Genomic DNA, 13283 nt, shown 5'->3' with positions numbered 1-13283 from the left:
CGCATGGGCGATGAGGCGGTGCTGGAGCGCCAGTGGCGACTGCCCGCCGTCGCGCTGCGAGGCGTGCTGTTCGCGCTGGTCGCGGTGTTCGGATGGGCTTCGGAAGGGCTCGCCGACGCCGCGACGTGGTGCGGCATCCTCGCCCTCGCGGCGCTCCCCGGCGTCGTCCTCCCCCGGCACCGGCTCCTGGCCCCGGCCGGGCAGCTCGCCGAGGTCGCCGTCGTCGTCCTGGGCACCCTCGCCACCGACGGCCTCCCCGCCTGGATGCTGCCGTACCTGATCGCGCCGTTCGCTACCGCCGCGTTCGACGCCGCCGACCAGTCCGGCGAGGACGACCGGTACCGGCGCCTGCGCACCTGGGTCCCGCCCGTGCTCGTCGCCGTCGCCGCGATCGGGCTCCTCGCCCAGACCCCGCGCGTCTCCACGTACGACCGCGGCACCTACGTCACCACCGTGGCCGTGGCACTCGCCTTCGGGCTCGCCTCGGCCGTCGGCGCCTGGTGGCTGCGCCGCTCCCGCTCCTCCGACCTGCACCACTCGCAGCTGCCGTACGCCGAGGCCGCGGCCCTGCTCACGCAGCTGCGCGTCGTCGCCCGCCAGCTCCCCGGGTCCACACTCGACCCGGGCGGGATCGCCACGGAGATCGTCGACACCGCCTCGCGCATACCGGGAGTCGCCCGCGCCGCCGTGCTCTCCGCGGCCTCGGGACGGCGGCTCGTCGTGCTCGCCCAGCATGCTGACGAACGCGTCGACTGGGAGACCTCGCCGCAGCTCAACTCGCTGCTCGCCGACGCCTGGGCCGGGCAGAAGCCCCAGGCCGGGCAGGTGCCGCTCTCCCGCTCGACCCAGGGACCCGTCGCGTCCCTGGTCATCCCGCTCGTCGCCGAAGGCCGCACGGTAGGGCTCGTCGCCATCGAGTCCGACGACCCGGCCGCGTTCGGCCCCGAGGCCATCACTGCCGCCGAGGACCGCACCAAGGGCGCGGCCCTGCGCCTGGAGACCGCGCTCCTGTTCGAGGACGTCAGGTCCATGGCGACCACAGAGGAGCGCCAGCGCCTCGCCCGCGAGATCCACGACGGCATCGCCCAGGAGCTGGCGATGCTCGGCTACGGCATCGACAACGCCATGGCGATCCTGCCGCCCGAGGCCGGGGAGGCCAAGGGCGAGCTGGAGGACCTGCGCTCCGAGGTGACGCGGCTCGTGACCGAGCTGCGGTTCTCGCTGTTCGAACTGCGGTCGAACGTCGACCGTCAGGGCGGGCTGGCCTCCGCGATCGCGGACTATGCTCGTACTGTGGGCGCTTCCGCCGGCCTCAGGGTGCACTTGTCGCTCGACGAGGGCGGGGCGAGGCTGCCCGCGAGTACCGAAGCGGAGCTGCTGCGGATCGCGCAAGAGGCGATCACCAACGCCCGCAAGCACGCCCGGGCCGAGAATCTGTGGGTGACGTGCGAGGTGGACCCGCCTTACACGCGCATCGAGGTGACCGATGACGGCCAGGGCCTCTCCGGCGAGGCCTCGGAGGGGCGCTACGGGCTGGCGATCATGAGCGAGCGGGCGGAGCGGATACGCGGATCTCTGGAGATCCGGCCCCACCAGCCGCACGGGACGACGGTGGCGGTGGTGCTCAATGCGGGAGCACGGCCGACGCCCCGGGCCGAGACCCCTCGCCCGGGCTCTGCGGCGTGGGCGGCCGCCGACCGCACTTCGAGAACTGAACAGACGGCCCGACGGCCCGACCACGACAAGAACTGAAGACTTGCGAGCTGCGGTGGCCGTGGCAGCCAATGAGGAGAGAGACGAGATGAACGCTGAGGCGCAGGAGACGACCGGTCAGACGACCGTGCTCATCGTCGACGACCACGACCTGATCCGCAAGGGTCTCCGGCACGCCTTCGACCGCGACCCCGAGTTCGAGGTGGTCGGCGAGGCCGACACGGCCGCGGACGCGCTGCGGCAGGCCGCTTCCCTCATGCCGTCGGTGGTGATCATGGACCTGCGCCTGCCCGACGGCTCGGGCCTGGACGCGACCCGCAAGCTCCGCAAGGCGCACCCGAACATGGGGATCGTGGTGCTGACGATGTACGCGGGCGACGACCAGCTGTTCGGTGCGCTGGACGCGGGCGCTTCGGCGTTCGTGCCGAAGTCGGCCCCGGCGAACGACGTGGTCTCGGCGGCGCGGCACGCGGCGGCGAACCCGACGGCGTTCAGCGCCGCGGACCTGGCCGAGGCGATGCAGCGGCGCCTGACCCCGACGGGCCCGCAGCTGTCGCCGCGCGAGTCGCAGGTGCTGAAGCTCCTGGCCGACGGTCTCTCGGTGGCGGGGATCGCGAAGCAGCTGTACGTCTCCGAGTCGACGGCGAAGACGCACATTTCGAAGCTCTACGAGAAGCTCGGCGCGGGCAACCGCGCCCAGGCCCTCATGACCGCCCTGAAGCTCGGCCTCCTGGAAGCCCCCGACCAGCCGAAGTTCTAGCTGCCCCGGCCTGCGGTTTCGCGGGATTGTCGGACCCTCGTGGGAGAGTGGTCCTTTTCGGTTGGTCGGAGGCGGTAGCGGGCGGGTACGGGGCATCCCCTACGCCCGCCGCGCAGCGGCCGCCCCGGCCGGCGCCAGCCGCTCAGACCGTCTCGCCGTAGAGCATGCCTTCGAGCCTGCCGGCCTGGCGGTCCCAGGTCCATTCGCTCAGGGCCCATTCGCGGCTGGCCTCGCCGAGCTTTCGCGCCAGCGAGGGGTCGGCGAGGACCTGCGAGAGGCGGAACGTGATCTCGCCGAGGTCGCGGCCGTCGACCACCCACCCGGACTGGTCGTGCAGCACCGTGTCGGGCGCGCCGCCCGAGTCCCCGGCGATCACCGGTAGGCCGCACGCGGCCGCCTCCAGGAACACCGCGCCGAGCCCTTCCACGTCGAGGCCGCGGCGGCGGGTGCGGCAGGGCATCGCGAACACGTCCCCGGCCGCGAAGTGCGCGGCCAGTTCGTGTTCGGGCACGCCGCCGGTGAACACGACCTGCCGCTCGACGCCGTGCATCCGCGCGAGCGAGCGCAGCCGCGACTCGTAGGGGCCCTGGCCGACGATGAGGAGCCGCACGTCGGCGCCGACCTGCTCGCGCACGTGCGGCAGGGCCGCGATGAGCATGTCCTGGCCTTTGCGCGGCACGAGCCGCGAGACGCACACGATCACCGGGAGGCCTTCGAGGCCGTGCCGGGCGCGCACCGGGGTGCCGTCGACGCCGGGGTGGAACGTCTCGGTGTCGATGCCGAACGTCAACTGCTCCAGGCGGGTCAGGTGCCCGGCGACCGGCGCGATCCGCCGGTGCGTGTAGTCCCCCAGGTAGGTCATGACGTCGAGCGACCCGGCGATGCGCCGCAGCGCGCCGCGGGTGCCGGGCATCATCGCCCAGCCGACCTCGTGGCCGTGGGTGAGGGCGATGGCGCGCTCGATCCCGGTGTCGTGCTTGAGGCCCGCGGCGAGCAGGCCGAGGGGGGCGGCGGCGCCGAACCAGACGCGGTCGCAGCGGTGCTCGCGGGCGACGGCGGTGACGGCGCGGGCGACCCGGGGCGTCGGGACGAGCATCGCGGTGCGGTCGCGCACGACGGTGAAGGGCTGCGCGGCGTCGAACTCGGCCCAGCCGGGCGAGGTCGAGGTGTAGACGACCAGGTCGTCGGAGGGCAGCCGCAAAGCCATGCCGTGCACAAAGGTCTGAATGCCGCCCCGGCGTGGCGGGAAGTCGTTCGTCACCAGCAACGTCCTGCTCACCATGACCCCCTTCATGATCACGCCAGTCTGACACGCGTCCCTGGGCGTGCGCGGCGATCCGCGATGACCGGGTGGTGAAGACCTGCGGTCGGCAGTCCCGGCCTGTGACGGCGGTGGCACACTGGTGCCTATGTTGAGCGGCCAGGAAAGCGGCGACGAAGCCCCTGAACCGACGGCCTCCGGGGACGGCGGCAGCGGGGACGGGGCGTCCGAAGAGGACCCCGCCGAACCGGGGGCCGGGGCGCCGGAGGGCGACGGCCCGGCCGTGTTCCTCACCGAACCGGTGCGGCGCAGGGCCGTCGAGATCGCCGCGGTGGCGATGCCGGGGCTCGGGCAGGCGAAGGTCCCGGCGCGGCTGCGCCGCTTCCTGAAGTTCAGCCCGGTCAAGCGGGCGAAGCTCGCGAAGGCCGAGCTCGTCGTCGCGCTCGCCTCCGACAGCGCGTTCCGCGAGGGCCTCGCCGATGTGCTCAAAGCGACCGACTCGCAGCTGATCGCGGCCGTCGCCACCGGCGGCGAGGTCTCGCCGATGGCCGACCCGGCCGAGGTCGCCGCGCTCGCGTACCTGATCCGGCCCGAGGGCTGGCGCGACCTGATCGCCACCGCGGTGCAGGCCGCGGCCGAGCCCCCGGAGGCCCCGGTAGCCGAGCCGGTCGCCGAGGGCGACGCGAAGCGGTTGGCGGCGTTGGAGAAGGAGAACGGGAAGCTCCGCGCGGCGCTCGCCGAGCAGCGGTCGGCGGCCGCCGGTCTGCAGGAGGAGCTGCGGCGGGTCCGCCGCGACCTGAAGGACGCCGAGGACCGGGCCGCGAAGGCGGCCGGGGACCTCGCGGCCGAACGCGGCCGCCTCAAGCACGTCGAGGCCGAGCGCCGCTCCGAGCGCCGCCGCCTCGAATCCGAGGCCGAGTCGCTGAAGGGGCAGCTCGAACGCGTCCGCAAAGCCGACCGGGAGCACGAACGGCTCACCTCGGCACGGCTGTGGCTGCTCATGGAGACCCTCTCGGGCACGGCCACCGGGCTGCGCCGCGAGCTCGGGCTCGAACCGGTCGTCGAACGGCCCGCCGACTACATCGCCGACGAGTACTGCGCCGAACCCGAAGAGCGCACCGCGGAGGGCTCGCGGGGGCTCGACCAGACCGACCCGCAGCGCCTGGACCACCTGTTGTCGCTGCCGAACCCGCACCTCATCGTCGACGGCTACAACGTCACGATCTCGGCCTGGGGCGAGACGCTGACGCTCGAGCAGCAGCGCAACCGGCTCGTGCAGGGCCTCGGCGCGGTCGCGGCGCAGACGAACGCCGAGATCACCGTGGTCTTCGACGGGGCCGACGCGATCTTCGGGACCAAGCCGAGCACCCGCGGCGTGCGGGTCCTGTTCAGCGCCAAGGGGCAGATCGCCGACGACGTGGTGGTCGAACTCGCCCGGGTCGAACCCGAAGGCAGGCCGGTGATCGTCGTGTCCTCGGACCAGGAGGTCGCGATGCGGGTGCGGCGCGAAGGCGCCTTCCCGGTGCCGTCGCCATTGCTCGTGCGGTGGCTCCAGCGGACTTAGCGCTTCGGCGGGACCTTCAGCATCACCGAACCGGCAGCGAGGTCGTGCAGGCCCCGCTGGTACGGGTGCGCCAGCGCGGTCAGGGCCGGGAGCACGATCGAGAGCAGGAGTGCGCGCACGAGGGACCGCCACAGGCCGATGCGGCCGCTGTGGTCGGCGGAGACGCAGGCGATGCGCATGGCCCACATGCCGAGCGTCTGGGTGCCGAAGGCGAGGAAGGCGGTGCAGTACGCGGCGAAGAGGACCGCGCGCACGAGCGCCTGGCCGAAGGGGTCGGGGGTGACGAGGTCGAACCAGCTCAGGCCGATCGCGACCACGGTGCATGCGATCCAGTCGATGAACAGCGCGACGAACCGCGCGCCGAGGGTGGCAAGGTCCTGGCCGGAGCCGGTGGTTTCGGGGGTGTTCGCACCGCGTTCGCTCGTCATGGCGCGAGTCTACGGGTCGGCCCGAAAGGTGCCTTGTGCACTGCCGTGAGCAGTGGTTTCTGCCAATGCAGAACAGGCTTGAACAACGCAAGTAACACGCACGAAACATTTGATTTACGGTGGGGCAATTGATCGCGGTTAGCGTTTCGCCTAATAAGCTTAGGCGTCGACAGCGAGGTCGGCCTGACTTGACCCGGGGGGACTGCCCGCAGGCCCTCCGGCACTCACCTACCGAGAGGAATACCTTCGTGTTCTCCAGCCCTGAAGAGCTCCTCGGCTACGTCCGCGACAACGACGTGAAGTTCATCGACGTCCGCTTCTGCGACCTGCCCGGCGTCATGCAGCACTTCAACATCCCGGCCGCGTCCTTCGACGACGACCTCCTCGAGGAAGGCCTCGCCTTCGACGGCTCCTCGATCCGCGGCTTCCAAGAGATCCACGAGTCGGACATGCTCCTGCTCCCGGACGTGGCGACCGCGTTCATCGACCCCTTCCGCGAGCAGAAGACCCTCGCCCTGAACTTCTTCGTGCACGACCCCTTCACCCGCGAGGCCTACAGCCGCGACCCCCGCAACGTCGCTAAGAAGGCCGAGCAGTACCTGGCCGGGTCCGGCATCGCCGACACCGCCTACTTCGGGGCCGAGGCCGAGTTCTACATCTTCGACTCGATCCGCTTCGACCAGAACGCCCACGAGGCCTACTACCACATCGACTCGGTCGAGGGCGCCTGGAACACCGGCGCCGTGGAAGAGGGCGGCAACCTCGGCTACAAGCCGCGCCACAAGGGCGGGTACTTCCCGGTCGGCCCCGTCGACCACTTCGCGGACCTGCGCGACCGCATGGTCACCAACCTCATCGAGGGCGGCCTGACCATCGAGCGCGCCCACCACGAGGTCGGCACCGCGGGCCAGTCGGAGATCAACTACCGCTTCGACACGCTCCTGCACTCCGGTGACGACGTGCAGAAGTTCAAGTACATCATCAAGAACACCGCCACCCAGGCCGGCAAGACGGTGACGTTCATGCCGAAGCCGCTGTTCGGCGACAACGGCTCGGGCATGCACACCCACCAGTCGCTGTGGGCGAACGGCGAGCCGCTGTTCTACGACGAGACCGGGTACGCCGGGCTGTCGGACACCGCCCGCCACTACATCGGCGGCCTGCTGCGCCACGCCCCGAGCCTGCTCGCGTTCACGAACCCGTCGGTGAACTCCTACCGCCGCCTGGTGCCGGGCTTCGAGGCCCCCGTGAACCTGGTGTACTCGCAGCGCAACCGCTCGGCGTGCACCCGCATCCCGGTGACCGGCTCGAACGCCAAGGCCAAGCGCGTCGAGTTCCGCGTGCCGGACCCGTCGAGCAACCCGTACCTGGCGTTCTCGGCCATGCTCATGGCGGGCCTGGACGGCATCAAGAACAAGATCGAGCCGCCGGCGCCGGTCGACAAGGACCTGTACGAGCTCGGCCCGGAGGAGTACGGCGACATCCAGCAGGTCCCGGGCTCGCTGGACCGCGTGCTCGACAACCTCGAGGCCGACCACGACTTCCTCACCGAGGGCGGCGTGTTCACCCCGGACCTGATCGAGACGTGGATCTCCTACAAGCGCGAGAACGAGATCGACCCGATCCGCCTCCGCCCGACCCCGCACGAGTTCGACTTGTACTACGAAGTGTAACGAGTAGTACCAAAAGGTACGGCCTACGAGGCCTGCAGGCGCGCAGCGTCTGTGAGGGGCGCGGCCGGTGTGTGACGCACCGGTCGCGCCCCTTGAACGTTTGTCCGGCCCGGAAAGCGCGAGGGATACTCGCCCGGTGCCTCCCCGCTTCCTCCCCGAACGCGACCGCGACGTCTGGCGCGACGCCCTCGCCATGTCGATCGGCATCTGCATAGTCGGCGTCTCCTTCGGCGCCCTGGCCACCTCGGCCGGGCTGCCCTGGTGGATACCGGTCGCCATGTCGTTCCTGACCTTCGCCGCCACCTCCCAGTTCGCGATGCTCGCCGTCGTCACCGCAGGAGGCGGCATCCTCGCCGGGCTCGCCGCGGGTGTCCTCGTCCATCTGCGGCACATCCCCTACGGCCTCGCGGTCGGGAACCTCTACTGGGACAAGTGGTGGACGCGGTTCCTCGGCACGTTCATGCTCATCGACCAGTCCACCGCGTTCGCGCTGGCGGCCGGGGACGACCGGCGGCGCGCCAAGGCCGCGTACTGGATCACGACCTCGGTCATGTTCGCGGCGTGGAACATCGGGACCGTGATCGGCGTCCTCGCGGGCGGCTTCATCCCCGACCCGGCCGTGTTCGGCCTCGACGCCGCGTTCCCGGCGCTCCTGCTCGCACTCGTCATGCCCGCGTTGAAGGACCGCGACACGCTCCTGGCGGCGCTGGTCGGCGCGGGCATCGCCGCCGCGACCGCGCCGTTCCTGCCCACCGGGGTCCCGGTCCTGCTGGCCCTGCTCGGGCTCCTGGCGACCTGGCCGCGCCGCAAGCCGAAGGAGGACGCGGCATGACCATGACCGCAGTGCTCGCCCTCGCCGTCGGGGTCTTCCTGGTCCGCCTCGCCGGGCCGCTCATGCGCAGCCGCATCAACGTGTCCGAGCGGACCGAGACGCTGATGAAGCGCGGCGCGATCGTCGTCCTCGCGGCCCTCGTCATCACCGGCGCCCTGTTCGCCGACGGCGGTTTCGCGGGCTGGGCGCTCCCCGCGGGCGTCCTCGTCGGCGGGCTCCTCGCCTGGCGCCGCGCGCCCATCCTCGTCGTCGTCATCGCCGCCGCGGGCACTACGGCGCTGCTGCGGCTCGCCGGTATCGCCTGACAGCGCATGCGAAAGGGCCGCATCGTTGCCGATGCGGCCCTTCGTCTTACTCGGCTAGAAGCCCTCGTCCCTCAACGGGATGGGGTCTACCAGTCCTGCGCGGCGCGGCGGCGGCGCATGATCAGGAAGATCACTGCGGCGGCCACGATGAGCGCGGCGGCCGAGCTGATCATGATCGTCATCGAGCTACCGGTGGTGGGCAGCTGCGGCTGAGCGGACGGGGTGCCGCTCGGCGAGGGGGATCCTCCCGGGGATGCAGTCTCCGCATCGCAGTCGGCGGGCTTGGCCCAAATCTCGAACGCCTCGTGATAGTTCGTTGTGTGGTCTTCGATGGCATACCAGACGTAAAAGCTCTCATCGCCGTCTACGGCCGGAATCAAGACGGTCTCGCTCTCACCTGGCATGAGGACCACATCGACCTGCTCGCCTACCTCGTCGTCGTGAACAGGCCGGAACCAGAATTCGGTCCTGACCCCGTCCTCCGGAATCGCCAACGAGAACTCGACACCTTCACAAACACTTGCGACGGTGCCCCAATCGCAGGTCATTCCTGTTGTATCCCATTTGTAGACCCCGAAAACCTCACCCTCAACGGAAATGGTGATGGTCAGCCCGTCTTCGGGGTCCTCGATGGTGAAGTAGTCCCAGTCCTCGACCCCGTCCGTAGAGACAAGCGTTCTCGGTTCGCCAACGCTCGGCACCACTTCGAACTCGACCGTGCCGGTTCGGTAGGCGTACACGGTGACCATGAGTCCACCGCAGTCGCTCCACACATCGGCGCGAAGCGAAGAGTCGGATTCCGACTCAACGGTGTTCTGATTGCAACCGCCATCCGGCATGGAGACAGTCCTGCTGGTTGTGTTCCTGTCGCCGTTCGGCCAGACTGCGGTGACCTCCAGGGTCGCCGTCGGCTCATCGAGGCTGAGAGTCTGGGTGCTTACGAGACCGCTGTCCGAACCGTATTCGGGCAGCGTCGCCCCTTCAACGATTTCTCCGTCAAGCTCGCCTTCGTAAGTCAGCGATTCGATCACTCCGGAGCCGAGGTCCTGAGAGTCCCAATCGGTGATCTCCCAGGTGGCCGTCCAGATTCCATCACCACACGCGGCTTCAGCGCTAGCGCCGAACTCGACGTGGAGGGCCTGTGCGTTCGACGCGAGCACGACAGAGGCGGCAATACCAAGGAAAGCACCACCGACGAGAGTCCCTGTTTTAGGGAGGGCGCGAATCATATTTCCCCTTGCAAATCGATATCGGAAGGCGAAGACATAGAGGCCGAGCCGCTCCCTCAGATAAAGAGGTTCTGCGGCCCGGCCCTAGTGCTTCCTTGACTGGCGGGTGCGGCGGCTCAGATCAACCGCACACGTCCCTCAACGGGATGGGGTCTACCAGTCCTGCGCGGCGCGGCGGCGGCGCATGATCAGGAAGATCACGGCGGCGGCCACGATGAGCGCGGCGGCCGAGCTGATCATGATCGTCATCGAGCTACCGGTGGTGGGCAGCTGCGGCTGAGCGGACGGGGTGCCGCTCGGCGAGGGGGTCTCCTCGTCGCAGGGCAGCCACGGAGCCTGGCCGTAGACCAGGTCCTTCGGGGTCTCGATGTAGTACTCGACCCAGAACTCCTCGTCGGCGTTCGCCGGCGGGATGGTCACGGTAGCGGTCGCACCCGGGGCGACGACCTCGGTGATCTCTTCGTCGCTGTAGTCCGGGTAGAAGACGAACGTGGTCTCCTCGCCGTCGGCGGGGACGGTCAGGGTGAAGATCAGGCCATCGGCGCAGTCGACCTCGACGGCCACGTAACCGCACAGGGCGTTGTCGACCCAGGTGTAGGTGTCGTACAGCTCGCCGTCGACGAAGGCTTCGACCGTCAGGCCCGCCTCAGCGTCTTCAAGCGGGAAGAAGTACGAGAACCAGTCGTCGACCTCGGGAGACGCGGAGACCTCTTCGCCATCGCTGGAGACGAAGGTGAACTCAGCAAGGGCCTCTTCGTTGTAGTTGTTGGCCTCGACGTAGACGCCGAGGCAGTCGGTCCAGCCGTAGACCTCGACCTCGGGCTCCGGCTCGGCCGGAGGCTCCTCGGCGCAGCCGCCTTCAGGAGCGGAGACGACGCCCTGGCCGATGCCGGGAACAGTCTGGCCGTCCGTGTAGGTCCAGAGCGCTTCGAGGTTGATCTCGGCCGTCTCGACGTCCGAGGTGAAGGTCTGGCTGCCTTCGAGGTAGTTGCCCTCGCCCTTCGGCAGCGTCGCACCGACGACGATCTCGCTGTTCTCGTTGAACTCGACGTCGACGGCGGTGATGACGCCGCTTGCGTCGGTCGAGGTGGTCCAGTCGGTGACCTGCCAGACGACAGTCCAGCCGCCGTCGGGTGCGCACTCGGTGATGCCCTTGACCTCGACGTGGTGCGCCTGAGCGGCGGACGCGAAGGTGACCGCTCCTGCGGCGCCGAGGACGACGCTGCCCGTCAGTCCCAGCACCCGCTTGAGGGTACGGTTCATGGTTCTCCTAAGGATGGCAATTGCTTTGGGGGGATTCGGAGCCGCGCGGCCGAGGGTGTGAGCGCTCGTCCGGCTTCGGCAACTTACCAAATGAGACACGCCGGTATGCGACGAGAGGTCGCATAACGATCGCATAACGGGACGCATGTAACCGGAAGTGGCGCAACGGGAACCGAGTGCACACAGCGAAAAGGCCGGGCTCGCGCCCGGCCGTCGCCGCGTCTTCGCCTTACGGGGCTCAGCCCTCGTCGGCGGGGGCGTTGTCGATGTCCTCCTCGGTGGTGTACTCCGAGTCGACGACGACCTCCTGGTAGTTCTCGGCGGTCACGTCGACCGGTTCGAGCAGGTAGGACTCGATGAACTTGAAGCCGTTGTCGTAGGTGCCCTGGTCGTTGATCTCGGGGGTCGAGCCCTCGACGATCGACTTGACCATGTTCACGGCGACCTCGGCGAGCTGGCGCGTGTCCTTGAAGACCGTCTCGGACTGGCCGGTGCCCTCCTTGATCGCCTTGAGGGACCGCAGCTCGGCGTCCTGGCCGGTGATGACCGGGAAGTCGTTCGAGCCGGGCTCGATGTCGGCGGCGACGAGCGCCTCGACGATGCCGCGGCTGATGCCGTCGTACGGGGAGAGCACGGCGTGGAGGCGCGCGTCCTTGTAGTGCTCGTCGAGCAGCGTCGCCATGCGCTCGCGCGCGACCTTGCGGTCCCACTGCTGCGTGGCGGTGGGCTCCTGCTCGGTCTGGTTGGAGGGGATCACGATCTGGCCGCCGTAGATGAACGGCTCCAGGGTGTCGAGGCCGCCCTGGAAGAAGTACTGGGAGTTGTTGTCGTCCAAGGAGCCCGAGAACAGCTCGATGTTGAACTGCTCGGTCGACTCGGGGGTGAGGCCGAGCTTCGCGATGATGTGCTTGGCCTGGAGCACGCCGACCTGGTAGTTGTCGAACGAGGCGTAGTAGTCGACGTCGGGGGTGTCGAGGATGAGCCGGTCGTAGGCGATGATCGTGACGCCCTTGTCCTTGGCCTTGCTGAGGACCTCGCCGAGCGAGGTGTTGCCGATCGCGCCGACGATCAGGAACTCCACGCCCTTGTCGACCATCGACTGGATCTGCTGGACCTGGGCGGGGATGTCGTCCTCACCGTACTCGAGGATGGTCTTGTAGCCGAGGTCCTGGAGCCGCTTCTCCAGGTCGGCGCCCTCCAGCACCCACCGGTCGGAGGTCGTGGTGGGCATGGCGATGCCCGTGTAGCCGGTGAGGGTCTTCGACTCCTCGCCCGCGCCGCACGCGGCGAGCGATCCGGCTGCGACGCCTGCCGTTCCGAGCAGCAGGCCGCGACGACTGAGGTGCATGAGGGCGGTACTCCTTCGTACAGGTGAGGGGGTTCATTTCACCCTCGAAACTTACACGAGTGGAAAGCTCGCCAAATCGGGTCATTCCGTGACCGAAACGTGTCCTGGAAGGAGAGATGAAACGGGATGCGAAGGCATACTGCACCTTATCTTCCCGCAGCTTTCAAGGACTGTGACCGATAATTCGACGGACTTGCCCAACGAACGTAGAACCTGCCGGAAACACGGTTTCCAGCGGCCCCTCCGCAAAGCGACGCGACTCGCTCCCCTCCGATCACTCTGATCACCGTCGATATGTTCGGGCGGCGACCGCATACCATTGCGCCCATGAGTGATCGGTGGATCGAAGTGGCCCCGCGCGTATGGGTGCGGCGCCTGGAGGAACTGGACCAGACTGTCGGCCTCGTGATCGGCGACGACTGCTGCTTGGTGATCGACACCGGCGTCGACGACGAGGCCGGGTTCGAGCTGGCCACCGCGATCCGCGAGAAGACCGACCTGCCGTGGCAGATCGCGTACACCCACGACCACTTCGACCACTGGTTCGGGACCTCGGCGTTCGGCGAGTCCGCGATCTGGGCGGTCGGCGACGGCGCGCACTACCTCCGCGTCGGCGACGAGGCCCGCAAGATCCGCGCCGCGTCGTACCGCCGGGAAGGCCGAGAGGACGCGGCCCGCCGCATCGCCCGGACGAAGCTGGTGCCGCCGAACTGCCGGGTGAACGGCGCGATCGGGCTGAACCTGGGCGGGCGCACCGTGGTGCTGGGGGGGGGGGGGGGGGGGGGGGGGGGGGGAGGGAGGGGGGGGGGGGGGGGGGGGGGGGGGGGGGGGGTGGGGGGGGGGGGGGAGGGGGGGGGGGGGGGGCGCTCTTGCGACGGAGAGTTTTCCTCCGAGGGGGGGCGAGAGG

Annotated in this window: 12 protein-coding genes; 7 read left to right on the top strand and 5 right to left on the bottom strand. The window is 69.3% G+C overall.

Going from position 1 to position 13283, the window contains the following annotated elements; all coding sequences use genetic code 11:
• Positions 1-3: 3 nt before the first annotated feature.
• Entirely contained in the window at positions 4-1752 is a 1749-nt protein-coding gene (locus ACZ60M_RS16205) for a sensor histidine kinase (RefSeq protein WP_465418793.1), read from the top strand.
• A gap of 49 nt (positions 1753-1801) precedes the next feature.
• Positions 1802-2473 carry a response regulator transcription factor gene (locus ACZ60M_RS16200; protein ID WP_208493911.1) on the top strand — a complete coding sequence of 224 codons (672 nt, stop codon included), beginning with the start codon at positions 1802-1804 and terminating at the stop codon, positions 2471-2473.
• A gap of 142 nt (positions 2474-2615) precedes the next feature.
• Here the strand turns inward: ACZ60M_RS16200 and ACZ60M_RS16195 are convergent, their stop codons facing one another.
• Complete coding sequence (locus ACZ60M_RS16195) at positions 2616-3755, bottom strand: glycosyltransferase family 4 protein (protein WP_465418791.1); 1140 nt, start codon at positions 3753-3755, stop codon at positions 2616-2618.
• A 127-nt stretch (positions 3756-3882) separates the two neighbouring features.
• On the opposite strand from ACZ60M_RS16195, the gene ACZ60M_RS16190 reads away from it, so the two are divergent.
• Positions 3883-5298 carry an NYN domain-containing protein gene (locus ACZ60M_RS16190; RefSeq protein WP_465418789.1) on the top strand — a complete coding sequence of 472 codons (1416 nt, stop codon included), beginning with the start codon at positions 3883-3885 and terminating at the stop codon, positions 5296-5298.
• Here ACZ60M_RS16190 and ACZ60M_RS16185 read toward each other — a convergent pair.
• Entirely contained in the window at positions 5295-5726 is a 432-nt protein-coding gene (locus tag ACZ60M_RS16185; RefSeq protein ID WP_465418787.1) for an RDD family protein, read from the bottom strand. The two genes, ACZ60M_RS16190 and ACZ60M_RS16185, sit on opposite strands and share 4 nt — an antisense overlap.
• A gap of 248 nt (positions 5727-5974) precedes the next feature.
• Between ACZ60M_RS16185 and glnA the strand changes: the two genes are divergently transcribed.
• The 3 genes from glnA to ACZ60M_RS16170 all read left to right on the top strand — a co-directional run bounded on the left by glnA (position 5975) and on the right by ACZ60M_RS16170 (position 8536).
• Positions 5975-7399, top strand: coding sequence for a type I glutamate--ammonia ligase (gene glnA, locus ACZ60M_RS16180; protein ID WP_465418785.1), 1425 nt, complete (start codon positions 5975-5977; stop codon positions 7397-7399).
• A gap of 136 nt (positions 7400-7535) precedes the next feature.
• Positions 7536-8231 (top strand): AzlC family ABC transporter permease, encoded by a 696-nt coding sequence (locus ACZ60M_RS16175; RefSeq protein ID WP_465418783.1) that lies wholly within the window; start codon positions 7536-7538, stop codon positions 8229-8231.
• Positions 8228-8536, top strand: a complete 309-nt coding sequence (locus ACZ60M_RS16170; RefSeq protein WP_465418781.1) for an AzlD domain-containing protein — start codon at positions 8228-8230, stop codon at positions 8534-8536. Before ACZ60M_RS16175 ends, ACZ60M_RS16170 begins: the two co-directional genes overlap by 4 nt.
• 86 nt (positions 8537-8622) lie before the next feature.
• Here the strand turns inward: ACZ60M_RS16170 and ACZ60M_RS16165 are convergent, their stop codons facing one another.
• The 3 genes from ACZ60M_RS16165 to ACZ60M_RS16155 form a co-directional block, all read right to left on the bottom strand.
• Positions 8623-9765 (bottom strand): LPXTG cell wall anchor domain-containing protein, encoded by a 1143-nt coding sequence (locus ACZ60M_RS16165; protein ID WP_465418779.1) that lies wholly within the window; start codon positions 9763-9765, stop codon positions 8623-8625.
• A 153-nt stretch (positions 9766-9918) separates the two neighbouring features.
• Positions 9919-11028 carry an LPXTG cell wall anchor domain-containing protein gene (locus ACZ60M_RS16160; protein WP_465418777.1) on the bottom strand — a complete coding sequence of 370 codons (1110 nt, stop codon included), beginning with the start codon at positions 11026-11028 and terminating at the stop codon, positions 9919-9921.
• Between the two features lie 238 nt (positions 11029-11266).
• Complete coding sequence (locus tag ACZ60M_RS16155) at positions 11267-12376, bottom strand: substrate-binding domain-containing protein (RefSeq protein WP_465418775.1); 1110 nt, start codon at positions 12374-12376, stop codon at positions 11267-11269.
• A gap of 327 nt (positions 12377-12703) precedes the next feature.
• Between ACZ60M_RS16155 and ACZ60M_RS16150 the strand changes: the two genes are divergently transcribed.
• Positions 12704-13283: MBL fold metallo-hydrolase (locus ACZ60M_RS16150; RefSeq protein WP_465418773.1), on the top strand; the 580-nt coding region annotated here is incomplete at its 3' end.

The sequence above is a fragment of the Glycomyces sp. NPDC050141 genome (genome assembly GCF_055586545.1).
The sequence above is the reverse complement of the archived record's forward strand: the minus strand, read 5'-3'. Positions and strand labels throughout refer to the sequence as shown.